This window comes from Amycolatopsis solani (genome assembly GCF_033441515.1).
GTDB lineage: Bacteria > Actinomycetota > Actinomycetes > Mycobacteriales > Pseudonocardiaceae > Amycolatopsis > Amycolatopsis solani.
In genome coordinates this window covers 410,601-435,425 of sequence record NZ_JAWQJT010000003.1, presented here as the reverse complement: position 1 = coordinate 435,425, position 24,825 = coordinate 410,601, and the positions used below count along the sequence as shown (strand labels likewise).

General features: G+C 71.5%; 23 protein-coding genes and 1 pseudogene. 15 read left to right on the top strand and 9 right to left on the bottom strand.

Translation table 11 applies throughout. The annotated features are described in order from the left end of the window. Positions 1–33: 33 nt before the first annotated feature. The 5 genes and pseudogenes from SD460_RS34570 (at position 34) to SD460_RS34550 (ending at position 5,423) form a co-directional block, all read left to right on the top strand. Positions 34–729, top strand: a complete 696-nt coding sequence (locus SD460_RS34570; protein ID WP_290056449.1) for a GntR family transcriptional regulator — start codon at positions 34–36, stop codon at positions 727–729. After that, positions 722–1,552, top strand: a complete 831-nt coding sequence (locus SD460_RS34565) for an arginase family protein (RefSeq protein ID WP_290056448.1) — start codon at positions 722–724, stop codon at positions 1,550–1,552. Before SD460_RS34570 ends, SD460_RS34565 begins: the two co-directional genes overlap by 8 nt. Before the next feature lie 2 nt (positions 1,553–1,554). Further along, complete coding sequence (locus SD460_RS34560) at positions 1,555–2,748, top strand: L,D-transpeptidase (RefSeq protein WP_290056447.1); 1,194 nt, start codon at positions 1,555–1,557, stop codon at positions 2,746–2,748. Positions 2,749–3,073: 325 nt separating this feature from the next. Beyond that, positions 3,074–3,334: pseudogene (locus SD460_RS47045) on the top strand (hypothetical protein); the annotation flags it as partial. A 448-nt stretch (positions 3,335–3,782) separates the two neighbouring features. After that, positions 3,783–5,423, top strand: coding sequence for a RecQ family ATP-dependent DNA helicase (locus SD460_RS34550; RefSeq protein WP_290062697.1), 1,641 nt, complete (start codon positions 3,783–3,785; stop codon positions 5,421–5,423). An 11-nt stretch (positions 5,424–5,434) separates the two neighbouring features. Here SD460_RS34550 and SD460_RS34545 read toward each other — a convergent pair whose 3' ends face one another. After that, complete coding sequence (locus tag SD460_RS34545) at positions 5,435–6,280, bottom strand: LysR family transcriptional regulator (RefSeq protein ID WP_318307299.1); 846 nt, start codon at positions 6,278–6,280, stop codon at positions 5,435–5,437. 91 nt (positions 6,281–6,371) lie between these two features. On the opposite strand from SD460_RS34545, the gene SD460_RS34540 reads away from it, so the two are divergent. Together SD460_RS34540 and SD460_RS34535 are read left to right on the top strand one after the other, a co-directional pair. Then, positions 6,372–7,115 (top strand): SDR family oxidoreductase, encoded by a 744-nt coding sequence (locus tag SD460_RS34540; protein WP_290062699.1) that lies wholly within the window; start codon positions 6,372–6,374, stop codon positions 7,113–7,115. 63 nt (positions 7,116–7,178) lie between these two features. Then, positions 7,179–8,504 carry an MFS transporter gene (locus tag SD460_RS34535; protein WP_318307298.1) on the top strand — a complete coding sequence of 442 codons (1,326 nt, stop codon included), beginning with the start codon at positions 7,179–7,181 and terminating at the stop codon, positions 8,502–8,504. A 41-nt stretch (positions 8,505–8,545) separates the two neighbouring features. On the opposite strand, the gene SD460_RS34530 is transcribed toward SD460_RS34535, so the two are convergent. Together SD460_RS34530 and SD460_RS34525 are read right to left on the bottom strand one after the other, a co-directional pair. Continuing rightward, on the bottom strand, positions 8,546–8,980 hold the full coding sequence (locus SD460_RS34530; protein ID WP_290060761.1) for a DUF6292 family protein: 435 nt from the start codon (positions 8,978–8,980) through the stop codon (positions 8,546–8,548). Positions 8,981–9,111: 131 nt separating this feature from the next. Further along, positions 9,112–9,966 carry an SDR family oxidoreductase gene (locus SD460_RS34525; RefSeq protein ID WP_290060759.1) on the bottom strand — a complete coding sequence of 285 codons (855 nt, stop codon included), beginning with the start codon at positions 9,964–9,966 and terminating at the stop codon, positions 9,112–9,114. Positions 9,967–10,066: 100 nt separating this feature from the next. On the opposite strand from SD460_RS34525, the gene SD460_RS34520 reads away from it, so the two are divergent. Beyond that, a complete protein-coding gene (locus tag SD460_RS34520) occupies positions 10,067–10,903 on the top strand; it encodes an MmyB family transcriptional regulator (RefSeq protein ID WP_290060758.1) in 837 nt (278 codons plus the stop codon). Positions 10,904–10,913: 10 nt separating this feature from the next. On the opposite strand, the gene SD460_RS34515 is transcribed toward SD460_RS34520, so the two are convergent. Together SD460_RS34515 and SD460_RS34510 are read right to left on the bottom strand one after the other, a co-directional pair. Continuing rightward, positions 10,914–11,945: an amidohydrolase family protein gene (locus SD460_RS34515; RefSeq protein WP_290060757.1), complete on the bottom strand. Its 1,032-nt coding sequence runs from the start codon at positions 11,943–11,945 to the stop codon at positions 10,914–10,916. Beyond that, entirely contained in the window at positions 11,942–12,817 is an 876-nt protein-coding gene (locus SD460_RS34510; protein ID WP_290060755.1) for an NmrA family NAD(P)-binding protein, read from the bottom strand. Before SD460_RS34510 ends, SD460_RS34515 begins: the two co-directional genes overlap by 4 nt. 68 nt (positions 12,818–12,885) lie before the next feature. On the opposite strand from SD460_RS34510, the gene SD460_RS34505 reads away from it, so the two are divergent. Further along, positions 12,886–13,497, top strand: coding sequence for a TetR/AcrR family transcriptional regulator (locus SD460_RS34505; RefSeq protein WP_318307297.1), 612 nt, complete (start codon positions 12,886–12,888; stop codon positions 13,495–13,497). 39 nt (positions 13,498–13,536) lie between these two features. On the opposite strand, the gene SD460_RS34500 is transcribed toward SD460_RS34505, so the two are convergent. Continuing rightward, positions 13,537–14,973, bottom strand: coding sequence for a non-reducing end alpha-L-arabinofuranosidase family hydrolase (locus SD460_RS34500; protein ID WP_318307296.1), 1,437 nt, complete (start codon positions 14,971–14,973; stop codon positions 13,537–13,539). A gap of 303 nt (positions 14,974–15,276) precedes the next feature. On the opposite strand from SD460_RS34500, the gene SD460_RS34495 reads away from it, so the two are divergent. After that, on the top strand, positions 15,277–16,158 hold the full coding sequence (locus SD460_RS34495; RefSeq protein ID WP_290060749.1) for a transporter substrate-binding domain-containing protein: 882 nt from the start codon (positions 15,277–15,279) through the stop codon (positions 16,156–16,158). A 215-nt stretch (positions 16,159–16,373) separates the two neighbouring features. On the opposite strand, the gene SD460_RS34490 is transcribed toward SD460_RS34495, so the two are convergent. Further along, on the bottom strand, positions 16,374–17,123 hold the full coding sequence (locus tag SD460_RS34490) for a FadR/GntR family transcriptional regulator (protein ID WP_290061637.1): 750 nt from the start codon (positions 17,121–17,123) through the stop codon (positions 16,374–16,376). Positions 17,124–17,322: 199 nt separating this feature from the next. Between SD460_RS34490 and SD460_RS34485 the strand changes: the two genes are divergently transcribed. The 5 genes from SD460_RS34485 to SD460_RS34465 are packed head-to-tail and all read left to right on the top strand — an operon-like array spanning position 17,323 to position 23,100. Continuing rightward, positions 17,323–18,660, top strand: coding sequence for an ABC transporter substrate-binding protein (locus SD460_RS34485; RefSeq protein ID WP_290061638.1), 1,338 nt, complete (start codon positions 17,323–17,325; stop codon positions 18,658–18,660). Further along, the gene (locus SD460_RS34480; protein WP_290061639.1) at positions 18,657–19,523 is read left to right on the top strand and encodes a carbohydrate ABC transporter permease; all 867 of its coding nucleotides are present in this window, start codon (positions 18,657–18,659) and stop codon (positions 19,521–19,523) included. The genes SD460_RS34485 and SD460_RS34480 overlap by 4 nt, the downstream gene beginning before the upstream one ends. Further along, positions 19,513–20,388 (top strand): carbohydrate ABC transporter permease, encoded by an 876-nt coding sequence (locus tag SD460_RS34475; protein ID WP_290061640.1) that lies wholly within the window; start codon positions 19,513–19,515, stop codon positions 20,386–20,388. The genes SD460_RS34480 and SD460_RS34475 overlap by 11 nt, the downstream gene beginning before the upstream one ends. 1 nt (position 20,389) lies before the next feature. Further along, positions 20,390–22,309 carry a DUF8034 domain-containing protein gene (locus SD460_RS34470; protein ID WP_290061641.1) on the top strand — a complete coding sequence of 640 codons (1,920 nt, stop codon included), beginning with the start codon at positions 20,390–20,392 and terminating at the stop codon, positions 22,307–22,309. Continuing rightward, positions 22,306–23,100, top strand: a complete 795-nt coding sequence (locus SD460_RS34465; RefSeq protein WP_290061642.1) for an amidohydrolase family protein — start codon at positions 22,306–22,308, stop codon at positions 23,098–23,100. The genes SD460_RS34470 and SD460_RS34465 overlap by 4 nt, the downstream gene beginning before the upstream one ends. Here the strand turns inward: SD460_RS34465 and SD460_RS34460 are convergent. Both SD460_RS34460 and SD460_RS34455 read right to left on the bottom strand, forming a co-directional pair. After that, complete coding sequence (locus SD460_RS34460) at positions 23,088–23,849, bottom strand: ATP-binding cassette domain-containing protein (RefSeq protein WP_290061643.1); 762 nt, start codon at positions 23,847–23,849, stop codon at positions 23,088–23,090. The two genes, SD460_RS34465 and SD460_RS34460, sit on opposite strands and share 13 nt — an antisense overlap. After that, positions 23,846–24,814: an ABC transporter permease gene (locus SD460_RS34455; RefSeq protein WP_290061644.1), complete on the bottom strand. Its 969-nt coding sequence runs from the start codon at positions 24,812–24,814 to the stop codon at positions 23,846–23,848. Before SD460_RS34455 ends, SD460_RS34460 begins: the two co-directional genes overlap by 4 nt. Positions 24,815–24,825: the final 11 nt, after the last annotated feature.

Here is a 24,825-nt window from a genome sequence, read left to right as displayed (position 1 = left end):
CGGATTGTCGGACAATATGGCAATCTGGAATCAATGAACCCCCTTTCCGGCCTGGGTGCGGGCATCCAGCGTCAGAGCACCACCGAGCAGGCCGCCGACGCCCTCCGGCAAGCCATCCTGAGCGGCCGGCTGCCGCCGGGTACGCCGTTGCGTGAGGCCGCCCTCGCCGCCGAGCTCGGCGTCTCGCGCAGCACCCTACGCGAGGCCGCGCGGACCCTCGAAAGCGAGAGCCTGGTCCGCTACCGGATGAACCGCGGCATCGTCGTCGCGGACATCACCGGCCCGGACGTCGCCGACATCTACGCGGCACGCGCCGCCGTCGAACTGGCCGCGGCCGACGCCCTCACCGGGCACCGGGACCCGGTGATCTACGAGCGCCTGGCCGGCTTGGCCGACCGGATCGAACGCGCCTTCGAGGACGGCGACACCACCGCCGCGCTCGACGGCGACCGGCTCTTCCACGCCACCCTGGTCGAGGCCACCGGCAGTCCCCGGCTGCGCCGCTTCCACGAGCAGCTCCAGCAGGAACAGCGCCTCGCCCTCGCGCTGGCCGAGCGCTCCCGCCGTGAACTCGGCCGCACCGAAGACGACCACCGCCGGCTCCTGGACGCGCTGCACGGCAGCCCCGAAGAAGCCAGGGCGGAACTCACCGCACACCTGCGGGCCGGTGCCGCCGAACTGCAACGGCTGCTCGGCTTGCTCGCCGACCGGAAGGAAGATCGTGGCTGACGGCACGTGGGACCTGATCGTCACGCCCTGGCACGTCGACGAGCCCATCCCGGCCTTCCCGATCCCCCTCGGCGCGACCGAGGTCGTCCGCCCGGTCCTGCCCGCCGGCCCGGTCCCCGCCCGGATGAACGTGCTGCACCAAGCCGCCCTCGACGCGGTGACGCGGGCCGCCAGGCCCCTGGTGCTCTCCGGTGACTGCGCCACCGCGCGGGCCACGGTGGCCGGGCTGCAGCGCCGCCACCGGGACGTGGCCGTGCTGTGGCTGGACGCCCACGGCGATTTCAACACTCCCGCCATTTCGACCAGCGGCTACCTCGCGGGCATGGCACTGGCGATGCTGACCGGGCGCACGCCCGGCCTGTTCGACGACTCGCTCGGCCTGCGGCCCGTCCCCGACACCAGCGTCGTGCTCGCCGACGCCCGCGACCTCGACCCCGCCGAACGCGACGCCCTGACCGCCAGCGACGTCCACCGCGTGCCCGCCGACCCCGCCGCGATCACCGCCGCCCTCGGCCGGCTCGGCCCGGTCCCCGTCTACCTCCACCTCGACGTCGACGTCATCGACGGCGCCCAGCTGTCCGGCGCGCGCTTCCCCTCCGGCCCCGGCCCGTCCCTGGCCCGGATCGAGGACTGCCTCGCCGCCGCGTGCGCGACCGCCGACGTCCGCGCCGCCGGCATCGCCTGCGCGTGGCTGCCCGAGCACGTCCACGACCGGACCACCCGGCGGACGATCACCCGCCTCACCGCGGCCCTCGGCGCCGGCCTGGAGATCCTCGGATTTCGACACAACGCGGACACGGCTCGCACGTCTGAAGGGTCGTGAGAATGATCCGTATGGCCGGTCTCGGCATGGTTGCCCTGGTGCTGGCCGCGTGCAGTGGGCCGGCCGAAACCGCGGGGACGGCGCAAGCGGCCGGAGCGGCCGCGAACGTTCCCGGGGTGCCGGCCGCGACCGTGGCCTTCGAGGGCGGGGACCAGCTGAGCCCGAAGGACCCGATCGTCGTCAAGGCTTCGGGTGGCACCTTGCAGGCCGTCGCCGTCACCAACCCGCAGACCGGCAACACCGTCAAAGGCGGGCTCTCGCCGGACAAGACGACGTGGACCAGCGACGATCGCCTCCGGTACGGGGCCACGTACCAGGTGGTCGCCACGGCGGTGAACCCAGCGGGCGCGGCGACCGAGCAACGCGGGGAAGTGCACACCGTCAAGCCGGCCGGTGTCGCCACGCCGGCGCTGTTCCAGCCGGCGTCGAGCGACGTCGGGGTCGGGCTGATCATCGGCCTGAAGTTCGACCACGACATCACCGACAAGGCCGCGGTGGAGAAATCCTTCAAGGTGACCTCCTCGCCCGCCCAGGGGGGCGGCTGGTACTGGGTCGGCAAGCGGGAGGCGCACTTCCGGCCGCAGGAGTACTGGAAGGCGGGCTCGACCGTGAAGCTCGAGACCACGACCTTCGGCACGGCGATCGGCGGTGGGCTGTACGGCGGGCAGGACGTCTCGGCCACGTACAAGGTGCACGACTCCTGGGTGGCCAAGGCGGACGGCAAGACCCACCAGATCAAGGCGTTCCACAACGGGCAGCTGGTGAAGACCGCGCCGACGAGCATGGGCAAGACCGCCGACACCCCGCCGCGGGGCCCGACGCCGACCTTCAACGGCACCCACACGGTGCTGGGGAAGGAAGAGCACAAGATCATGGACTCCTGCAGCTACGGCGTGTGCGAGGGCGACCCGGGTTACTACAGCGCGCCGGAGAACTGGAACGTCCGCATCTCCAACGACGGCGAATACCTGCACGAGAACCTGAAGACGGTCGGCGTGCAGGGCAGTGCCAACGTTTCCAACGGCTGCTTGAACATGAACACCGAGAACGCCAAGTGGTTCTTCGACAACTTCAACGTCGGCGACGTCGTCGAGATCACCAACTCGGGCGGCCCGCAGCTGGCCATCAACAACGGCCACGGCGACTGGGCGATCAGCTGGAGCGCCTGGCAGGCGGGCAGCGCCCTGCGCGGCTGACTCCGGCAAAGTCGCGGGTCCCGCCGCCCTGGCAGGGTGGGGAGTACGAGCGAGGTCGCGAATGAGTCATTGGCGGCCTTGGAGGTCCCGAATGAGTCATTCGCGACCTCCCCTTCGGCAAGCCGCTCGGTGCGCGGGAGGCGGCGCCGGGGATCGGTGGCCCGGGCGTCGTGAACGGGTCGTTCATGACATCGCGGCGGATCCGGTCGATCGCGCACCCGCGACTTTGCCGGGGCCCTCATCGGGTCATCCGGGGCGGGCGGGCGTTTCACCGGCCCGGGAGCGGGAACACACGGTCACCGCCGGATGAAGGAAGGTGGTCCCGGTGACCGAGCCCCATCAGCCCTACGACCCGCCGCAGGACACCGGTGCGCCGGATTCCGTGGAGACCGATCCGGCCGCGCTGAACGCCGCCGAAGACCTGGACGAGGACCGGTTGCGCGTCGATCCGCTCGAGCAGGGCATGGACCCGCCCGAGCACTGGACGGGCGTGACGAAGTACGGCATGACGCCGTGGGAGGAGGCGCACCCGCGGCCGCTGGGGGAGCGGCTCGCCGAGGAGCGGCCGGACCCGGCCGCGGACGTGGTGCTCGATGCCGGGCCGTCCGAAGAGGACGCCGTCGATCAGCAGTACGCCGCGGAAACCGGCATCTCCGCCGACATTCCCGGCGGTTCGATGGCGGCGGAGATCCGCGAGCCGGAGGAAACGTCCGAGGCGGACGTCGCCGGTCCGGACCAGGCCCTCGGTTCGGAACAGCAGGAACGGCTCGAGCTCGACCGGGATCCCGAACCGGACGGCCTCGATTCGCCCGCCTGGGACCGGGACGATCCGGACGCCGATGCGTCTTCGCGGGAGCCGATCCAGCTGGCGCCGGTCGAGGGCGACGGCCCGCCGGTCGACACCGAGCCCGACGAAGTGGCCGTCGACGCCGGCACGGTTCCGGCCGCGGGGCCGGAGCAGGCCGCCCTGCGCGTCGAAGACCAGCGCTGACCGGGTCTGGTTTTCGTCCGCGGGGCGCGGGTACCTGCCGCGGATGGCGAGAAGACGCGACGAACTCCAGTGCATCGCGGCGGAGAAGTTCGGCTGGCGGCAGCTGACCGGCGAGCAGCTGGCGGCGATGGAACACGTGATGGCGGGCCGGGACGTCCTGGCCGTGCTGCCCACCGGGGCCGGGAAATCCGCGATCTACCAGGTGCCCGCGCTGCTGCTCGACGGCCCGACGCTGGTGGTGTCGCCGTTGATCGCCCTGCAGCACGACCAGATCGAAGGCATCGAGGGCAGCCGCGCGCCGGAGGCGGTGGCCTTGAACTCCGCGCAGCGCGCCGCCGAGCGCGAGCACGCGTGGGAGGCGCTGCGCCAGGGCACCGCCGAGTACCTGTTCCTGTCCCCTGAACAGCTGGCCTCCGACGAGGTGCTCGACGCGGTCGCCGAGCTCGGCGTCTCGCTGTTCGTGGTGGACGAGGCGCACTGCGTTTCCGCGTGGGGGCACGACTTCCGGCCGGACTACCTGCGGCTGGCGCCGGTCATCGAGCGGCTCGGGCACCCCCGCGTGATCGCGCTGACGGCGACCGCCGCGCTGCCCGTCCGCGCCGACATCGTGGCCCGGCTGGGGTTGCGCGAGCACCGGGAGGTGCTCGCGAGCTTCGACCGGCCCAACTTGCGCCTCGGCGTCGACCCGCTGCCGGACGACGACGACCGCCACCAGGCCGTCCTCACGCGGACGCGCGCGCTGACCTCGGACCCCGCGACCCGTCCGGGGCTGGTGTACGTCACCAGCCGCAAGGACGCCGACACCTACGCCGGTGAGCTCGCCGCCGAAGGCGTTCGCGTGGCGGCCTACCACGCCGGGATGAAGGCGGCCGACCGCGACCGCGTCCACGCGGAGTTCCTGCGCGGCGACCTCGACGTGGTCGTCGCGACGTCGGCGTTCGGCATGGGCATCGACAAGGCCGGCCTGCGGTTCGTGCTGCACGCGGCGGCGCCGGAGTCGCTCGACACCTACTACCAGCAGATCGGCCGCGCCGGCCGCGACGGCGAACCGGCGGAGATCACGTTGTACCACCGGCCACGCGACCTCGGCCGCCAGAAGTTCCTGACCGCGGCGAAAGCACCCGAGCAGGCGCTGGCGGAGGTGGCCACCACGCTCTCCGGGCACGGCGCGCCGCTGAAGCCGGCCGAGCTCGGCAAGGCGGTGACCGTCTCGGCGGCCCAGCGCACCCGGGCGGTCAACCTGCTGGAGCAGACGGGATCGGTCGGCGTCACCGCCGACGGCCGCCTCGAGTACCGGGACTCCGGGGTGGACCCCGGGCAAGCCGTGGCGCAGGGCGTCGAGGCCGCCGAAGCCCACCAGCGGCTGATCCGGTCCCGGATCGACATGATGCGCGGGTACGCCGAAACCACCGGCTGCCGCCGCCAATTCCTCCTGGGCTACTTCGGGGAACGGCTCGAGCGGCCGTGCGGCAACTGCGACACGTGCACCGCCGGCACCGCCGAGCCGGCGTCCTCCGGAGACGGCGAGTTTCCCGTCAACAGCCCGGTGGAGCACGCGGAGTGGGGGCGCGGCGTGGTGATGTCCGTGGCCGACGACACGGTGACGATCGTGTTCGACGACCACGGCTACAAGACGTTGTCGGCGCCCGCGGTGCGCGAGCACGGTCTGCTCGCGGCGGAGTGAGGGTGCGGAGTTCAGCCGGCGGGCACCAGCAGCCGCGCGGCCTCGCGGAACGAGGCCACCAGCGGGTTCGGGTGCCGGGTCCGCGACGCCACCACGACCCGGCAGGGCTCGAAGCCCTCGACCGGGATCGCCGTCACGTCGTCGCGCAGCCGAAGGCGGTGGTCGCCGGCGGGCAGGACCGCCACGGCGCTGCCCGAGGCCACGAGCTCCAGCTTGTCCTCGAAGCTGTCGTCCGGGGCGGGCGGTGGCGAGCCGTCCTTCGGGGTGCTCCAGAGCGTCGGCGTCACCGCGCACGCCACCAGGTCCTCGTCACCCAGGTCGGCCACCGAGACGACCTCCTTGCCCGCCAAGCGGTGCGTGACGGGGACCAGCAGGACGCGCGGTTCGTCGTACAGCGGTGTCACCGTCGCGGGGAACGGCAGCGGCTCTCGCGCGACGAGAGCGTCGACCCGGCCGTCGGGCAAGGCGCGGGTGTCGTGCCAGCGCAGCAGCCGCGTCCGCACGCGCGCGCTGGGGTGGCGGTGGCGCAGCGCCCGCACCGCGGGGGTGATGATCAGGCCCTCGGCGTAGCCGATGGTGATTTCCCGCGGCGGGTCGGCGGCGCGGGCGACGGTCACGGCGCCGACGGCTGCATCGAGGACCGCGTGGGCGCGCGGCAGGAACGCCGCGCCGGCCGGGGTGAGGGTGGTGCCCTGCGGGGTGCGCGCGAACAGCCGCACGCCGAGCTGGTGCTCCAGCCGCTGGATCTGGCGGCTCAGCGACGGCTGGGCGAGGTGCAGGGCCGTGGCGGCGCGGCCGATGTTGCCGTGCTCGGCCACGACCGTGAAGTACCGGACCAGCCGCAGGTCGAGATCCACCCTTCGAGGCTACGCCGCCATGCCCCGGAGGTATGGCGGCATGCGGAACGGGACTTGGACGCGGCGGCGGCCCCGGCCGTTGACTCGAAGCATGAACGCATACGAGGGAAAGAACGTCGTGATCACCGGCGGCAGCAGCGGACTCGGTCTCGCGACCGCCGAACTGCTGGTGGCCCGCGGCGCGCGGGTGCTGATCACCGGGCGGGACAAGGAAAAGCTCGAGTCCGCGCGGCGCCGGCTGGGGGAGCGGGCGACGGCCGTGCGCAGCGACGCCGCGTCGATGGCCGACGTCGAGGAACTGGCGCGGGCGGTTCGCGCGGAGTTCGGCGCGGTGGACGCGGTGTTCGTCAACGCGGGCGTGACGGCGTTCGCGCCGTTCGAGTCGATGCCGGAAGCGCGGTACGACGAGCTGTTCGCGGTGAACACCAAGGGCCCGTACTTCACGGTGCAGAAACTGGCGCCGCTGTTGCGCGAGGGTGCCGGTGTCGTGCTCACGACGTCGGTGGCGAACGTCAAGGGACTCGACCTGATCAGCGCCTACGCCGCGACCAAGGCGGCACTGCGGTCGATGACCCGGTCACTGGCGCGGGAACTGCTGCCGCGCGGGGTCCGCGTCAACGCGGTGAGCCCGGGACCGATCGACACCGGCATCCTCGACGCGGCCATGCCGCCGGAGGCCGCCGGGCCGGCCAAGGCCGAGATGATCGCGCAGAACCCGATGCGGCGCTTCGGCGAGCCGGCCGAGGTCGCGGCCACGGTGGCGTACCTCGCGTTCGAGGCGACGTTCACCACCGGCGCCGAGATCCCCGTGGACGGCGGTGCCGCCCAGCTGTAGCGCGCAGGCGAGTGGCGCCAGCGGTTGCGCTCTCGCACGATGGGGCCGGAGGAGGGTGAGCGGATGCGAGAGCGGGCGGCCCTGCTGCTGTTGTGCCTGGCGCAGTTCGTGGACGTCCTCGGCGTGACGATCGCCGTGGTCGGGCTGCCCGAAATCGGGGCCGACCTCGGTGGTTCCGGTGCGGCAACGCAGTGGGTGGTCAGCGGGTACGCGTTGCTGTTCGGCGGGTTCCTCGTCCCGGCGGGCCGGCTCGGTGACCGCTTCGGGCACCGGCGGACCTTCCTGGCCGGGGTGGCGGCGTTCGCGGTCGCGAGCCTGACGGCCGGGCTCGCGCCGGCGTTGCCGGTGGTGGTCGTCGCGCGGGCCGTGCAGGGCATGGCCGCCGCTTTCGTCGTGCCTTCGGCGTTCGCGCTGGTGCTGACGCTCACCGAAGAAGGCCCGGAGCGGGTCAAGGCGGTCGCGTGGTGGACCGCGACCGCGGCGGCCGGGGGCGCGGCCGGCTTCGCGTGCGGCGGTGTCCTGGTGCAGCTGCTGGGCTGGCGCGCGATGTTCCTGGTGAACGTACCCGTCTGCCTCGTGGTGCTGGCGTTCGCGCCGGGCCGCCTGTCCGGTCACGGGCACGGCGGCCGGCGCGCCCCGCTGGACCTGCCGGGCGCGTTCCTGGTGACCGGCGGCCTGCTGGCCGGGATCACCGCGCTGTCCGGGGTGGCGCCGGCGGTGACGGCCCCGGCGGCGGTGGTGCTGCTGGCGGCGTTCGCGGTAGTGGAAGCGCGCTCGGCGAACCCGCTGGTGCCGGGCAGGCTCGCCGGTTCGCCGCGGTTCTTGTCGGCGCTCGCGGTCGCGTTCGCCCTCACCTTCGCCACGACCCCGGCGAGTGTGGTCGGAACGGCGTTCTTCCAGGCGGGGCAAGGACTTTCGCCGGGAGTGACCGGGGTCTTGTTCGCGCCGTTCAGCCTCGGCGTGGTCGCCGGCAGCGCGGTGGGAGCCAGAGTCCTGGACCGCACGGGCGCCAGAGTGTCCGCGACGGCCGGGCTCGGCGTGGTCGTGGTGGCGCTGGCGGCGGCAACGCCGGCCGTGTCGACGTCGTCCACGGTGCTGTTCGCGGTGTCACTGGCGGTGTCGGGCTGCGGCCTGGGCGCGGCGTCGGTGGCCGCCACCCACGCGGGCACCGAGGTGGTGGCCGACGGCGACCGCGGCATCGCGTCCGGCCTGCTGAACACCGCACCCCAGCTGGGATCGGCCATCGGCACGGCGGTGATCGGCGCGGTCGCGCTGGGCCCGTCTCCGCCACACCTGGCGACGGGCCTGGTGGTGGCGGCGTCCGTGGCCCTCGCGGGTGTCCTGGCGGCGACGGGACTGCGCGCCGGGGTCTCTTCGGCCGTCCGCTGAAGCGGCGTCAATCCGAGGTCTCGAGACCTGAGCACGGGAGGTCAAGCCGGGGAGTCCGGTTCGCGGCCCAGGTAGGGCCGCAGCTGCTCGGTCAGCGACGTGCGCGACGCCGTCTTCACGGCGGCCGGGGCCGCCGGGCCGGGGTGCCGTCCGGCGGCGGTGTCGGCGACGAACCGCGCGACCGCGGCCGGGGCCGGCACGAGGTTCTCGCCGCCCTGGTGCGCGATGACGTCCGGGCTCTGGGTGGGTTCGGTCTCCACCGCGAGCGACCACCCCCGCCGTTCGCTCCACACCAGCATGACGTCGTGGTCGGGCCGGTCGCGCCAGCGCAGGGGCAGCCCGAGGTAGGCGGTGGCCGTGTCGCTGATCTCGACCGTGGTGCTCTCGGCCGGGACGCCGACCGCGCTCGCGACCGCCCGGACGTACCGCGCCAGGCCGCGTTCGAGCGTTCGGGTGTCAGGCTCGAGGGGCTCCATGCCTGCCACGCTAGAGCACCTCCGGCCCGCATGCCGCGCGTTCCACCGCCGGGACGCCTGCGTCCGGACTCACATCGTGACGACCGCGTTCTTGCCCAGCACGTGACGAGAGCCCACGAACCGCGGCGGCCTCAGAGTCCCATCGTGCGGCGCACCATCCGGTCGAGCAGGCGGTCCGGGACGAGGTGGGTGAGCCGGGTCATGACGGCGGCGTCGCGGCCGACGGTGTAGCGGGTACGCGGCTTGCGCGCGTGGACGGCCCTCGACACGGCGTCGGCGACGACAGCCGCGTCCAGGCCGTGGGTGCCCCAGGACTCCGTGGTGGCGCGGAAAGCCTTCATCAGGCCGGCGTAGCGCGTGCACTGCTCCGGGGTCATCGCCTCGGCCAGCCGGGCCGAGGTCGCGCCGCCGCGTTCGGTCAGCCGGGTGCGGACCGCCCCGGGCACGATCACGGCGACCGAGACGCCGAACGGCTCCACCTCGCGGCGCAGGGAGTCGCTGACGGCTTCCATGGCGAACTTCGCCCCGGAGTAGGCGCCGAAGGCCGGCATGGCGACCTTCCCGCCGGTGGAACCGATGTTGACGACGCGCCCCTTGCTGCGCAGGAGGGCGGGCATGAGCGCCTGGATGACCGCCACCTGACCGAACACGGTGACGTCGAACTGACGGCGCCACTCGGCCAGCGGCAGCGCCTCGATCGGCGCGTTCACCGCGATCCCGGCGTTGTTCACCACGGCACGCAGCGGCCGGCGGTCCCCGCGGACCCGGTCGGCCAGGGCCGCCACCTGGCGTTCGTCGGTGATGTCGAGCAGCACCGGTTCGACGTGCTCGGCCTTCACCTCCGCGGCGGCGGCCTCGGTGCGGACGCCGGCGAGGACGTGGAAGCCGTCGGCGGCCAGCCGCCGTGCGGTGGCCCGGCCGATGCCGGTGCTCGCGCCGGTGACGACCACGAGCTCGGAAGGGGTGCTGGAATCGATCGCGTTCATGGGCCTACCGTGCGCGGCTCCTCGCTCGCGAGGCAGCCACGAGATGTCCTGGTATCGCGAGTACCACCACGAAGGGGCCGCGCGGGCGCAGAATGACCCCATGGACGATCTCGGCCGGGCCCTGCGGACGTGGCGAGACCGCCTCGAACCGGCCAGCGTGGGGATTCCGCACAAGGGGCCCCGGCGTGCTCCCGGACTCCGGCGCGAGGAACTGGCCGTGCTGGCCGGCATCTCGATCGAGTACGTCGTCCGGCTGGAGCAGGGTCGCGCGGCGAAGCCGTCGGCCCAGGTCTGCACCGCCCTCAGCCGCGCGCTTCAGCTGTCGGACGCGGAGTACGCGCACCTCATGCGCCTGGCCGGGCACCCGGCCGACCCGCACCGCGTTCCCCGGCTGATCCCCGGCAGCGTGCACCGCCTGCTCGAACGGCTCGAGAGCCACCCGCTCGCCGTGTACGACGCCACCTGGCAGCTGCTGCACTGGAACCCGCTGTTCGCCGCGACCTTCGGCGACCCGACGGCGATCGGCGAGGACCACCGCAACCTGCTGCTCATGCAGTTCGAGGGCATGCCGAGCCCCGTCCGGTTCGGCCGCGAGGAGCGGGCCGCGTTCGAGGAGTCCGTCGTGGCGGACCTGCGCGCCACGACCAGCCGCTACCCGGGCGACCCGGACGTCGCGGCCCTGATCGCCCGGTTGCGGCGAGTGCCGCGGTTCCGCGAACTGTGGGCGGGCGCGTCGGTCGCCGAGCACCAGAGCGGGCACAAAGTGGTCGAGCACCCCGAGATCGGCGCGATCGACCTCGACTCCGACGTGCTCACCACGCAGGGCTCGAACCTGCGGGTCGTCGTCTACACACCCCGGCCGGGCACGGACGCCCGGAGCAAGCTCGACTTCCTGGCGGCGATGGGCACGCAGAACCTGGCCCCCGGCCGCGGCTGACCGACCCTGGTCATCCCGCCAGCCGGAACAGGTGTTCCGCGTTGCGATGGGTGATCTTCTCGCGGTCCTCGGGCGTGAGGTCCAGCTCGTCGAGGAACGCCCGGGTGCCGTCGAGGTGGAGGAACGGGTAGTCGGTCGACCAGATCACCCGGTCGAGCCCCACCACCGCGCGGACGAAGTCGAAGTGCGGCCGGTCGAACATGCCGCTCGGGGTGACCCAGACGTGCGAACGGTAGATCTCGGTGATGGTCCGCGACAGCCCGGTGTCACCCGGGGAGAGCACGTCGTCCAGCCGGCTGAGGTGGAACGGGACCATTTCTCCCCAGTGGCCGCTGATGACCTGCAACCCCGGGAGCCGGTCGAAGACCCCGGCGAGGATCAGCCGCAGCACGTGGATCCCCGCTTCGTGGTGCCAGCCCCACGCGCCCAGCGCGAGTTCCGCGGACACCCTGTCGTTGAACCCCGTGTAGTAGGCGTCCCGGACCTGCGGCACCGGGTGGAACGGGTGCACGTAGAGCGGCACCCGCAGCGCGGCGATCCGGTCGAGGACCGGCTGGTAGGCGGGATCGTCGAGGAAGCCTGCCCCGGGACGCCCGAGGATCAGCACCCCGCGCAGGCCGAGACCGGTCACGGCGCGATCGAGCTCGTCGACGGCGGCGGAAGGCAGTTGCCACGGCAGCGCCGCCAGCCCCTGCAGCCGATCGGGGTGCGCGGCGACCGCGCGGGAGAGCCGGTCGTTGGCCGACCGGCACAGGCCGATCGCCTTGTCCGCGGGGACCAGCTGGATCGGGCTGGTCCAGGACACGATCTGCCGGTCGATGCCGTGCTCGTCCATCCGCCGGATGCGCTCCTCACCAAGGTCGGCTCCGCGCCGGAGCGCTTCCTGGAGCTCGACGGCGGGGCGACGGCCGGGACCGCGCCGCACAGGAGCGGAACTGGAGCTCTGCATGCGCAGGTAGGGCGCTTCGGCGGCGAGAACAGGGCCTGCCGCTTCGGCGATCGGCTGGTCGATCGCGTGCTCTTCGACGCAGATGAGCGTCACGCGGTCACCGCCGGCTTGACGGTTTCCTCGGCGAATTCCCGGAAAGTCGTGGGGGTGGTGTTCCCCGGAGTGCGTGGCGTGGCGTTGTTGATGCCGCGTTCGCCCGCGAGATCCATGTCCACCACGGACTGGGCCATCGCCTCCGAAACGCCGCGGCCGACGAGGAACTGCTTGACGGCGGCGCGTTCTCCCGGCTCGTACCGGATGGGCGTGCCGAGCACCTCGGTGAGGATTTCGGCGACGTCGAGGTAGGAGAGGTCGTCACCGCCGAGGGATTCGACCGAGTCCTGCCCGGTCCAGGTGCGGTCGAGCAGGTAATCGGCGGCGAGTGCCGCGATGTCCTTCGTCGCGATCCACGGCATCCGGAAGCCGGGCGGCAGGGTGCCCGAGACGACGCCGTTCTTGATGGTGGCCGCCTGGCGGAGGATGTTGTCCATGAACGTGGGCAGCGCCAGCGCGCGGACGTGCGCCCCGGTGCTGCGGAAGAGGTCCTCCATCGCGTGGGACGCCGACACGTGCCCCGCGTAGATCTGCGATCCGCGGCCCAGTGCGGAAACGATCACCACGCGGGGGACCCCGTGGCGCACGACCGCGTCGGCGCCGGGAACGGAGGCGCTCACGTAAGCCTCGTAGGGACTGACGGCGGTCGCGGCCGCCGGCATGAGCCAGAACAGTGCGTCGGCGCCGTCGAGGGCGCGGTCCACGACGTCGCGATCGCGGTGCGACCCGGCGACGATTTCGGCGCGCTCCCGCACCTCGGCCGGCAGCCGGGCGGGATCCCGGACGACGAGGCGGATTGGCTCGTCCCGCTGGAGCAGGGTGGTGACGAGCTTGCGGCCGATCTGCCCGGTGGGAGCGGTGACGACGATCATGGATGATGGCTCCGTTCAGCGATGAGTAGAAGTAAACTCTACTGTACCGTTTACTTGGAGGGGACGCCATGGCCCGACGTGGGGAAGCCTTGCGCGAGCACATCCTCGACACGGCGAAGCTCGCGTTCCTGGAGACCGGTTTCGAACGGACCTCGATGGACGCGATCGCGGCACGCGCGGAGACGTCGAAGCGGTCCCTGTATGCGCATTTCCCGACCAAGGACACACTGTTCCTCGCGGTCGTCGACCGCGTCCGCGACCTGTTCGGGGCCCGGATGGGTACGCCTGCCGACTACGCGGAGCAGCCGGAGGAGGCGGTCGTGCGGTACTGCGGGCGTTTCGTGCAGCTGCTGGGCTGGTCCTCGGTCGGCCGGATGGTCCGCCTCGGCATCGGCGAGGCGGACCGGCTGCCCGAACTGGCGGCGGGCCTCTTCGACGTCCTGTTCGGGGTCACGACCGGCCACCTCGCGGCGCACCTGGTGGCCACCTCCGGGCTCGCCGCCGACGAGGCCGAAGCGGTGGCGAACGAGCTGATCGGCCTCGCTGTGCACCCGGCGTTGCCCCGGTTGCTGTTCGGGATCGACCCGCTCGCCGAGGAGGTGCCGGACCGCGCTCGCCTGGACGCCGACGTCGACCTCGACCGGATCCGGCGGTACCTCCGCCGTGTGCTGCCCGAGTGACCGGACGGGGAACCCGGCTGGGTTCCCCGTCCGTGGTTGCTAACGCTGCAGCGTCAGGAGACCCGGCCGCCAAGGCAGCTGGTCGTAAGGACCGCTCGCGCTCGGGGACTTGCCTTGGTACAGCAGTTGCAGGTTGCAGGGGTCGACGGTCTTGGTCTGGTCCGGGTTGGTGCGGACGAGGTCACCGTGGCTGATGTCGTTCGTCCAGCCGGCGCCGCTGTTGGCCTTGCCCGCGAAGGGGTTGCTTTCGCTGGCCGCTTGCGGGGTCCACGAGCCGCCGAGGCTGCTCGAGGTGAACGAGCGGAAGTAGCGCCCGTTCGCGCCGATCGCTTCGACGAGCATGAGGTACTGGTTCTGGCCCTGGACCTTGTAGACCTCGACCGCCTCGAACAGGTTGTTCGTCGAGTCGCTCATGACCGTCGTGTACGACGAGCCGAAGCTGGCCGGGAAATTGCCGATCGGCATGCTCGCCCGGTAGATCTTCCCGTTGTCACCGGCGAAGAACAGGTAGATGTTCGAGCCGTCGGCGATCAGGGTCTGGTCGATCGGGCCGGTGCCGGAACCGGAGATGCTGCCGGTGAACAACGGCTGCGGCGAGGACCAGCCGTTGGGGTTGGTCGGGTCGCTCGACGTGCGGTAGATGAAGGGCCAGGCGCCCCACTGGTACGCCAGCACCCAGATGTTCTTGGGGGCGAAGTAGAACAGCGTCGGCGCGACCGCGGCCTGGCTCATCCCGTTCTGGCCCGCCGAGGCCATGTCGGACCAGTTCGTGAAGGGGCTGAACGCCATCGAGCCGTACGTGGACCCCGAAACGTTCGACCCGTAGACGAGGTGCTTCCCGTTGTAGACCACGTTGGTGAAGTCCTTGAGCGAAACCCACCCGTTCTTGGGCGTCGCCAGCACACCCGACGAAGACCAGCGGTACGTCGACGGGAGCGAGCAGCCGCTGCCGCCGCCGGTCGTCGTGGTGGTGGTCGTCGGGGTCGAGCCGGACAGGCCGGACCACTTCTGGTTGGTGCCGCCGTGGCACGTCCAGATCTCCACCGCGGTGCCGTTGGCCGTGCCGGCGCCGACGACGTCCAGGCAGAGCCCGGACTGCACGCCGACGACCGTGCCGTCCGCGTTCACCCGCCACTGCTGGTTGGCGCCGCCGTGGCAGGTCCAGGTCTGCAGCCGCGTGCCGGCGGTGGTCGCGCTCCCGGGGACGTCGAGGCACTTGCCGCCGTACACCCTCAGCTCGCCGGCGTCCGTCGCCGTCCACTGCTGGTTCGTCCCGCCCGAGCAGTCGTAGATCTGCAGGGCGGCGCCGTCGCTCTGGCTCGCGTTCGCCACGTCCAGGCACCGGTTCGAACCGGCACCGCGCAGCGCGCCGGTGACGTCGGCCTGCGCCGTGCCGGCGCCCAGCGCCACCGTCACCGTCACCGCCGCCACGGCGGTGACCGCGGCGATCAGTGATCGGATGCTTCGTCTGTTCATCGCGACCTTCTCCCGGACGGTGAGCGACTGTTATCGCTAACATTTTCCGCGTCACCTTGAACTCCCGTGCGCGCGATTGTCAATCCGCGCACCGGTTCGCGCGGAGATCCGCGTTGTCGGGCCACTTCACGGCCGCATCGAGAAGGCAGGGCTCGTGAAAGTTACATGCGCACGAAGTGACTTGAAGCACGCGACAGTTTGTGCAACGATCGCCGCCGTTGTTGCACCCTATTCTTCGCGGGACCGACCTCAGCCAAGGAAGAAAGCACGATGCGATCCTCTCTTCGCCGACGAAGCCGAAGCATGATCCTCGCCGGAGCGGCCATCGGGACGGCCCTCACCGGCTGCACGGTGGGCGCCGGCTCCACGACTCTCGCCACCGCGACGAACCTCCCGGTGGTGCAGTCCCTGCACGACGCGCTGCCGCAGGCGATCAAGGACGCCGGGGTGATCCGGTTCGCCGGCGATTCCCATCCGCCGTACCGCACGGTCGCCCCGGACGGGACGGTGACCGGAATCGACGCCGACTTCCAGGCCGCGATCGGGCAGGTGCTGGGGGTCAAGACGCAGACCGCCATCGTCGCCGGGCTGCCGGCCGCGCTGCAGGGCATGCTGAGCAACCGGTACGACGCCTTCAACGGCCCGGTCAAGGCCACTGCCGAACGCGAGAAGCAGTTCGACACGATCACGTGGATGACCACCCGCACGGCCTACGTGTTCCCGGTCGACTCGACCGCCGGGATCACCCGTCCCGAAGACCTCTGCGGCAAGCGCATCGCGGTGGTGACCGCCAGCGTCGTCGAGGAGCAGCTGAACAAGCTGTCGCGGTTCTGCACGCAGTCCAAGCGCCCGGCCACCCAGACGGTCGGCCTGGACGACACCGACGCCACGCTGCTGGCCACCCGTTCGGGCCGCGCGGACGCCGCCGGGATGACCGAGGCCGCGGCGATCGACGTCACGCAGCGCCAGGGCGGGAACAAGTACGTCACCCAGACCGAGGCGCAGGGGGCGACCAAGGACGATCTGGCGTTGTACGTCCCCAAGTCTTCGAAGCTCGGCCCGGTCCTGCAGAAGGTCTTCGAGGAGCTCTTCGAGAACGGTACGTACGTCGGGATCATGTCGCGCTGGGGACTGAACCAGGTTTCGGTGCCCAAGCCGGTGTTCAACGCGGCCACGTCCGGCTAGCGTCGCGCGTCCGAGGTTCGTTGCCGCGCGGGCAAAGCGCCCCAATGTGGCATTGGGTGCGTTGAATGGGCACCGCGGCGCGAAGCGCCTCCGTTGAGGGTGGTGGCGGGGGCATGGATGGAGCACCGAACGCCACATTGGGTGCGCTGGACGCACCGAACGCCACATTGGGGCGCTCGCCGATTCGCGCCGCGGGCCGGGCGATCCGGCGCGTGCTAGCCGAACACGCGCCGCTGGATTTCGCGGCGGTAGTCCTCCAGGGTGTTGTCGAGGTGGACCGCGGCGGCTTCGGCGGCCGCTTCCGGGTCGCCGTCGCGGATGGCCGCGTAGATCGCCGCGTGCTCCTCGATGGCCTCCGCCGCGTGGCCGCCGACCGTGCCGTGGAGGCCGATGGTGCTGGACTGGCGCTGCAGCCGGCGGGCTTCGCGGACGGCGGCCAGGAGGAATTGGTTGTGGGACGCGGTCGCGATCCCGAGGTGGAAGTCTTCGTCGCCGCGGTCGAACAGCGTCGCCTGCCCGGTCAGGTGGCCTTCGCGGCAGGTTTCCGCGGCCGCCTCGATCGCCCGGAGCTCGACCGGGGTGGCCCGGGTCGCGGCCAGCCGGCTGGCGGTCGTCTCCTGGACGCGGCGGAACTCGAACAGCATGTAGACGTGGTCGAGGTCGGTGGGCAGGAAGTAGCCCGACCAGCGGGCCGAGCCGAGCATCCCCTCGTCGTCGGCGACGTAGAGGCCCCGGCCCTTCTGGGCGCGGACGCGGCCGAGCGCGGACAGGATCTTGATCGCCTCGCGCACCACCGTGCGCGAGGTGCCCAGGCGGGTGGCGAGCTCGTTCTCGGTGGGCATGCGGTCACCGGGGCGCAGCCGGAGTTCGGCGATCAGCTTCAGGACCTGTTCGGCGACGAGTTCGTACCCCGGCCGGTACGGGGCCGGCGGATCGGTCTTGCTCGGTGCGGGGATCTCGTCCACCCACTGGCCTCCTTCGTGCTGGGTCGCCGTCCGTGTGGAGACGATACATCCGCGGTGCTCGACTCCGAATGTGTATGACTCATTTGACGCCGACCCTTGACGGAAGCTCGCCGAAGGGCTGTGATAGTCCCGCCCAAGCGGCCACGCGCCGAAGATGTGTCCGACACATATCGGCGGCCACGACGAAGTGGGGTACCTCATGACAGGTCAGGTGCGCGCCGCCGGAGTCCGCCGGCTGGCCCTCGGTGTGGTGGCCGTCCTCGCGGCGGTCACGGCCTGCGGGAACGGGGGGAGCGCCGGCGGTGCCCAGGGCGGGTTCCAGCCGGTGCCGCAGACCGGCGGCAAGATCACCGTCTGGGTCGACTCGACGCGGCTGCCCGCCGCGCAGCTCTACCAGAAGCAGCACCCCGCGGTGCAGCTCGACGTCGTCACCTACGACGGGGACGCCAACGGCTCCAACTACCTGCAGACCAAGGTCGGCCTGTTCAACCGGACCCGCAGCGGCTGGCCGGACGTGGTGTTCAGCTCCCAGAACAACGAGACCGCGTGGGCGGTGCCGGCCGGGTTCACCGCGCCGCTGAACAAGGGCCAGGTCCCGGACGCCACGCTGAGCGGCTGGACCGCCGGCGCCAACGACCCCTGCACGGTCGACGGGACGCTGTACTGCCTGCGCAACGACCTCGCCCAGACCGTCCTCTGGTACGACGCCTCGCTGATGCAGTCCTGGGGTTACCAGGTCCCCAAGACCTGGGAGGAGTACCAGGCGCTGGGGGAGCGCGTCGCGGCCGAGCACCCGGGCTACCTCGTCGGCGCGGCCGGCGACAGCTTCGCACCGGAGATCTACCTCTGGGCCTCGAAGTGCGGCGCCAACGAGATCACCGGCCCCAAGCAGGTCAAGGTGAACACCACGAGCCCGGAGTGCACGCGGATGGCGGCCCTGCTCGACACGCTCGTCAAGAACAAGACGATGTCGACCGGCAGCGTGTTCAGCTCCGACTTCGCCAAGAACGCCGCGGACAAGATCCTGATGCTGCCCGGTCCGTCCTGGTTCGGCGGCTCGGTGTTCCAGGAGTCGCTGAAGACCCCGGCCGGCCGGATCGCGGTCGCGCCGCTGCCGCAGTGGGCCGGCGACCCGGCGCCGTCGGTCGGCAACGTCGGCGGCGGCACCTGGCTGCTGTCCGCGCACAGCGCGAACCTCAAGGACGCCACCGATTTCCTCACCTGGGTGACCACTTCGGACGAATACCAGGGCAAGGTGGCCCCGGGGTACCCCGCGTACGCGGCCGCGGCGAAGACGTGGCTGGCGAAGCAGTCTTCCGGCAAGTACTACGCCAACGACGTCGCCACGCCGCTGCAGGTGGCCGCCTCGCAGGTGTGGCGCGGGTGGGGCTACGGGCAGTTCAGCCAGGAGGCGATCTGGGCCGCGACCATCACGCCCGGGCTGACCGCGGGCAAGTCGATCGTCTCGATGCTGCCCGAGTGGCAGACCGCGATCACGAACTACGCGCAGTCCAACGGCTACGAGGTCACCCGGTGACGACCGCGCGGCGGGGATCCGGGCAGCTGTTCGTCGCCGCCTACGTCGTTCTGCTGATCGCGTTCGGCGTCATCCCCACGGGGTACGCCGTGTACTTCGCCTTCACCGACGCGGGCGACAACTTTGCGGGCCTCAGCAACTTCGTCCAGGCCGCCACCGACTTCCGGTACTTCGCCGCCGTCGGGCACGTCGCGCTCTACCTGGTGTGCTGGCTCGTGTCCCTGGTGGTGTTCGTGGTCGGGCTGGCGCTGCTGCTGCACCGCCTGACCGCGGACGCCGCCGGCAAGGCGCTGCGCTTCCTCTACTACATCCCGGGTGCACTGGCCGGGGCCGCGAGCGTCATGGTGTGGCTGTTCCTGCTGGACCCGGCGGTGAGCCCGGTGAGCGGGCTGCTGCGCGTCGCCGGGTTCGACACCTTCGGCCAGGTCGTCGCGCCCGGCAACCTCCCCGTCCTGTTCACCCTGATCGCGTTCTGGACCGGGGCGGGCGGCTGGATCGTGGTGATGTACGGCGCCTTGAACAACATCTCGCCCGATCTGCTGGAGGCGGCCCGGATCGACGGTGCCGGGCCGTGGCAGACGGCGTGGCGCATCCAGATCCCCCTGCTGCGCAAATGGATCGTCTACATGGTGATCCTGGCGTTCGCCGGCGGGACGCAGTTGTTCGTGGAACCGCAACTGCTCTCGCAGGCGAGCGTCGGCGTCGCCGGCCGGGACTATTCGCTCAACCAGCTCTCCTACGACTTCGCTTTCCAGAACAACAACGTCAACACCGCCGCGGCGATCTCGGTGGAGCTGCTGCTGGTCGGGCTCGTCGTCGCGGGTGTGTTCGTAGCACGATCGGGGTTCTTCGATGCCGACTGACCGCGCCAGGAGGCGGCCGAACCCGCTGCCGGCCCTGGTGCTCGTGCTGTTCCTCGTCTTCTTCGTGCTGCCGGTGCTGTGGCTCGTGCTGGCCGCCACGAAGACCGACGACCAGCTCGTGCACGGCCACCCGCTGTCGTTCGGGTCGTTGCGGGCATTGGCGGACAACTGGACCGCGCTCACGTCCTTCCAGGACAACGCGATCTTCGGCTGGCTGGGCAACTCCGCGCTCTATTCGTTCGTGGCGCTCGCGATCACGTTGTGCGTGGCGATCCCGGCCGGCTACGCGCTCGCGATGACCGAGTTCCGCGGTCGCAAGACGCTGCTGGTCGCGACGCTGGTGGTCATGCTGATGCCGAACGCGACCCTCGTCGTGCCGCTGTTCCTCGAGCTGAACGCGGTGCGCCTGATCGGCTCGATGTGGTCGGTGGTCCTGCCGTACGCGTTCTATCCGTTCGGCGTCTACCTGACCTACATCTACTTCACCACCGCGGTGCCCCGCGACCTGATCGACGCGGCGAAGCTCGACGGCTGCACGCCGTTCGGCGTGTTCCGCCGCGTCGCCCTGCCGCTGGCCGCGCCGATCGTCGCGCTCGTCGGGTTCTTCAGCTTCGTGGCCAACTGGACGAACTACTTCCTGCCCTACGTCCTGCTGCCGCAGAGCGACCAGTTCCCGGTGCAGGTGGGCCTGGGCACCCTGCTGAACTCGGTGCCGCAGTTCAACCCGACGGTCGGCACCGCGGCGGTGGAGCGGCCGGAACTCGCGCTGGCCACGCTGCTGGCGATCACCCCGGTGCTCGTCGTTTTCCTGTTCTCCCAGCGTTTCCTGGTCGCCGGGATGCTGGCCGGCGCGACCAAGGAGTGACGTGCACCCCCTCATCACGGCTTCGGTCCCCTTGCTCGAACCGCCGGGCTGGGCCCTCGCCCAGCGAGAACTGTTCGCGCTGCTGGACCGCGCCTGGCGGCGGTTCGCCCGCGACTTCACCGGCCCGGACGGCCGGCTGGTCTACGAAGACCGGCTGACCTCCCGTGACGGCGTCGACGACTTCTACGAAACGTTCTTCAACTGGCCCCAGCTCTACCTGCTCGGCGGCGCCGACGACCTGCTGGCCGAGTCCGAGCGGCACTGGGAAGGCGTCACCCGGCAGCTGACCGAGCTGGGTATGCTGAACGACGAGTACGAACGCGGCTACGACTGGTTCCACCAGGGCGAAAGCCTGCTGCTGCTGTACTTCCTGTGCATGGCGGCGCCCGAGCGGTGGCGCGGGCGCGCGCTGCGGTTCGCGGAGCTCTACGTCGACCCGGCCCACGGCAACTACGACCCCGCCCACCGGATCATCCGCCGTCCCCACAACGGCAGCGATCCGGCGCGCGAAGGACTCTTCGACGGCGGCTCGTACCCGTGGCTGCCCGCGGAGGCGGCGATGTACGGCTTCCCGCTCGAGTGGCTGCTGCCCGCGGACGCCGAAGAGCCGTCCCGGGACCGCGATCCCCGCCTGGGCGAGGAAATGCGGCGGCGGATCGGCGTCGGGGACACCGCGGTGAACCTGGCCGCCGCCGGGCTCGTCTTCAACGCACTGCTGCTGTCCGGCGACGAGCGCTACCGCGACTGGCTCGCCGAGTACGTCGGCGCGTGGCGGGAGCGCGCGGCGGCCAACAACGGCATCCTCCCGGACAACGTCGCTCCCGACGGCACCGTGGGCGGGCTGCTGGACGGCCGCTGGTACGGCGGGCACTACGGCTGGTCCTGGCCGCACGGCTGGTACAGCGTCGGGCACGCGGCCGTCGTCGCCGCCCTCTCCGCCGCGCTCGCCACCGGGGACGACACCTTCACCGACCTGGTGCGCCCGGCGCTGGACGAGGTCATCGCCCACGGGAAGGTCATGGCGTTCACCGAAGCGGACTCCAGCCTCGCTTCCAAGTGGACGGTCCAGTTGCGCGAGGACGTGGACACCCCGGCGCTGCACGTCCCCTTCCGGTACGACGACCGGGGCTGGTTCGACTACAACCCGATGCTGATGGGGGTCCCGGTCGCGCTGTGGCACCACTCGGGCGCACCGGCGGACCGGGACCGCCTCGACCGGCTGCGCGCGGCGGGCGGGCACGACTGGCGGATCGTGCGGCCGTTCCGCAGCAAGGAGGAGGCCGGGCACGAGCAGCCGTGGTTCGCCTACCTCGCCGGGGACAACCCGGACTACCCGGAGCGGATCCTGGCCGCCGCACAGGCCCAGGTCCGCCACCGGCTGGCCCGGGTGGAACGCCACCGCGGCCGCCCGGTGCCCGAGGCCGACATCCACCTGTGGCAGCAGTCCAACCCCGTGGTGACCGAGGCGCTGGTCCAGCTGACCTGGGGTGGTCCGCAGGTGAGCTACAACGGCGGGCTGCAGCAGGCCCGCGTCCGGTACTACGACGCGGCCGCGCGACGGCCCGGCCTGCCCCCGGCGGTGGCGGCGCTGGTCTCCGCCATCGATCCGGAAGCGACGGTGGTCGAGCTGGTCAACCTGGACCCGGAGGAGGCGCGGTCGGTGTTCGTGCAGGCCGGGGCGTTCGCCGAGCACCACATCCGCACCGCGGCCCACACCCGCTGCGACGACCCGTCGTGGCTCGGCGGTCTCTACGACTACGGCCACCGCGAACCGGTCGTGACGCAGGGATCGATCGACGTCGGCGGCCCGTGGCTGCGGGTGGACCTGCCGCGCTCCACCCGGATCCGCCTGACCCTGCGGCTCGCGCTGCGGGCCCGCCCGCCTTCGTACGCGACGCCGTTCGACGAGGAGGAAGCATGATCCTCGATTCCCACGTGCACTTCTGGGACCCGCGGCGGTTGCGCTACCCGTGGCTCGACGACGTCACCCGGCTGAACCGCCCGTTCACCCCGGCCGACTTCCCGGGCGGGCACGAGGTCATCGTCGTCGAGGGCGGGCGGACCCCGGCCGGTGCCGGCGCCGAGATCGCCTGGCTGCGAACCGAAACGGCGTTGCGCCCGTGGATCCGCGGGATCGTCGCCCACGCCGACCTCGGGAACCCCACGGCGGTGCCCCGGTACGCCGGTGACCCGTTCGTGGTGGGGGTGCGGCACAACGTGCAGGACGAAGCCCCGGGCTTCCTCGAGGGCCGGGACTTCCGCGCGGGGGTCCGCCTGCTGGGGGAGGTGGGGTTGCCGTTCGACGCCTGCGTCCGCGCGCACCAGCTGCCCGAACTGGCGGCGCTGGCCGAAGCCTGCCCGCGGACCACGATCGTCCTCGACCACCTCGGCAAGCCGTCGCCGGGCGGGCCCGGGTACCGCGGGTGGCGCCAGGACCTGCGCCGGCTCGCCCGGAACCCCGCCGTGCGGTGCAAGCTTTCGGGACTGGCCACGGAAACCGCCCCGGGCACGGCACCTTCGGTGGTGGTCGACACCCTGCGGGAAGCCCTGGACGTGTTCGGGCCCGACCGGTGCCTGTACGGCAGCGACTGGCCCGTCATGACGCTGGCCACCGGCTACGACGCCTGGCTGGACCTGGTCCGCACCGCCCTCGACGGCTACCCGGCCGAACCTGTTCTCCACGGCAACGCCGAGAAGATCTACCTCGGCTGAGGCCCGCCGTCGAGGCGGTATTCCGCGTTCACCAGCTCGAGCAGCTCGGCGACCGAGGTGTCCGCGGACGCCCTGTCGAACGTGATTTCCCCGTGCTGCAGCAGGTTCACGCGGTCGCAGACGTCCACCACCTGCCCGTAGTTGTGGGCGATGAGGATGATCGCGATGTCCCCGCGCTGCTTGAGTTCCCGCAGCAGGCGCAGGATGACCGCGCTCTCCTTGGCGCCCATCGCGGCGAGCGGCTCGTCGAGCAGCAGCAGCTTCGCGTTCGAATACACCGACCGCGCCACCGCGATCGCCTGCCGCTGGCCACCGGAGAGCATGCCCACCTCGGTCGTCACCGACGGGATCGAGATGCCGATGGAGTCCAGCGCTTCGCGGGCGCGGCGTTTCATCTCGCGCCGCCGCAGGAACGGCAGCGGGCGGTGCGTCAGCTCGCGGTTGAGGTGCAGGTTCAGGTAGACGGGCAGGTCGTCGACCATCGCGAGGTCCTGGAACACCGTCTCGATGCCCAAGGACCGCGCGTGCACCACCGACTTCAGCGTGGTCGGCTCGCCCTCGAACAGCAGCCGGCCGCCGTCGGGCTGGTGGTAGCCGGTGAGGATCTTGATCAGTGTCGACTTGCCCGCGCCGTTGTCGCCGATGAGCCCGAGGATCTCCCCGCGCCGCACGTGCAGGGAGATGTCGGTCAGCGCGGCGACCGGGCCGAAGCTCTTGCTGATGCCCTCGGCGCGGATGACGTCGGTCATGCCGCCTCCCGGGAGCCGACGCGCTTGCGCACCACGATCAGCGTCACGTTCAGCACCATCGCGCCCAGGATCGCGGCGCCGAGCACGACGTTGAACGCGTTCGCGCTGACGCCGGTCAGGTTGAACCCGTCGAACACGATGCCGAGCAGCAGCGCGCCCAGGAACGCGCCGGCCACCGTGCCCGAGCCGCCGAGCAGCGCCGTGCCGCCGATCACCGCCGACGCCACCGCGAAGAACATCGTGGTGAAGCCGCCGTTCGTCGGGTCGTACGAGCCGACCCGGGTGCCCTGCAGGATGCCGGCGAGCCCGGCCAGGGTGCTGGTGACCGCGAAGTTGACCACCTTCACGCGGTTGACCGGGATGCCGGACTCCGCGGCGCCGATCGGGTTGCCGCCGGTGGCCTGGGTGTGGATGCCGAACCGGGTCGCCGAGAGCACCACCTGCATCACGACGACCACGCCCAGGGCCCACAGGAACTCGGTCCAGCGGGCACCGCCGAACACTTCGAGCAGCCCGCTGTCCTTCGGCGCCCCGACCGGCCGGGCGTTGGAGATGATGAGCACCAGGCCCTGCAACAGGAACGCCATGCCCAGGGTCGTGATGAACGACGGGATCGTCAGCACGGTCCGGATCAGCCCGTTCACCACGCCGATCAGCGCGCTCAGCGCGATCGCCGCGAGCAGCGCGAGCCACAACGGCCAGCCGTTGACGAAGAACTGCATCAGCAGGAACGGCGACAGCGTGAACACGAAGCCGGCGGACAGGTCGATCTCCCCGCAGATCAGCAGCATCACCTGCCCCGCCGCGATGATCGCCCACGGCGCCACGTACTGGGCGATCGTCTGGTAGTTGTCCGCGGAGTTGAACGCGTCCGTGGTCACCGTGAAGTAGATCCCGGCGGCGATCGTGACCAGCAGGATGCTCAGTTCCTTGACCCGCATCACCCCGAGCAGCAGCGATCTCACGACGGCGCCCC

Excerpts from the sequence above, each read along its gene's own strand:
- SD460_RS34485 (WP_290061638.1), top strand. The coding sequence starts at position 17,323 with ATGACAGGTCAGGTGCGCGCCGCCGGAGTCCGCCGGCTGGCCCTCGGT.
- SD460_RS34495 (WP_290060749.1), top strand. The coding sequence starts at position 15,277 with ATGATCCTCGCCGGAGCGGCCATCGGGACGGCCCTCACCGGCTGCACG.
- SD460_RS34535 (WP_318307298.1), top strand. The coding sequence starts at position 7,179 with ATGCGAGAGCGGGCGGCCCTGCTGCTGTTGTGCCTGGCGCAGTTCGTG.
- SD460_RS34540 (WP_290062699.1), top strand. The coding sequence starts at position 6,372 with ATGAACGCATACGAGGGAAAGAACGTCGTGATCACCGGCGGCAGCAGC.
- SD460_RS34530 (WP_290060761.1), bottom strand. The coding sequence starts at position 8,980 with ATGGAGCCCCTCGAGCCTGACACCCGAACGCTCGAACGCGGCCTGGCG.
- SD460_RS34500 (WP_318307296.1), bottom strand. The coding sequence starts at position 14,973 with ATGAACAGACGAAGCATCCGATCACTGATCGCCGCGGTCACCGCCGTG.
- SD460_RS34520 (WP_290060758.1), top strand. The coding sequence starts at position 10,067 with ATGGACGATCTCGGCCGGGCCCTGCGGACGTGGCGAGACCGCCTCGAA.
- SD460_RS34510 (WP_290060755.1), bottom strand. The coding sequence starts at position 12,817 with ATGATCGTCGTCACCGCTCCCACCGGGCAGATCGGCCGCAAGCTCGTC.
- SD460_RS34570 (WP_290056449.1), top strand. The coding sequence starts at position 34 with ATGAACCCCCTTTCCGGCCTGGGTGCGGGCATCCAGCGTCAGAGCACC.
- SD460_RS34460 (WP_290061643.1), bottom strand. The coding sequence starts at position 23,849 with ATGACCGACGTCATCCGCGCCGAGGGCATCAGCAAGAGCTTCGGCCCG.
- SD460_RS34560 (WP_290056447.1), top strand. The coding sequence starts at position 1,555 with ATGATCCGTATGGCCGGTCTCGGCATGGTTGCCCTGGTGCTGGCCGCG.
- SD460_RS34465 (WP_290061642.1), top strand. The coding sequence starts at position 22,306 with ATGATCCTCGATTCCCACGTGCACTTCTGGGACCCGCGGCGGTTGCGC.
- SD460_RS34550 (WP_290062697.1), top strand. The coding sequence starts at position 3,783 with ATGGCGAGAAGACGCGACGAACTCCAGTGCATCGCGGCGGAGAAGTTC.
- SD460_RS34525 (WP_290060759.1), bottom strand. The coding sequence starts at position 9,966 with ATGAACGCGATCGATTCCAGCACCCCTTCCGAGCTCGTGGTCGTCACC.
- SD460_RS34505 (WP_318307297.1), top strand. The coding sequence starts at position 12,886 with ATGGCCCGACGTGGGGAAGCCTTGCGCGAGCACATCCTCGACACGGCG.
- SD460_RS34475 (WP_290061640.1), top strand. The coding sequence starts at position 19,513 with ATGCCGACTGACCGCGCCAGGAGGCGGCCGAACCCGCTGCCGGCCCTG.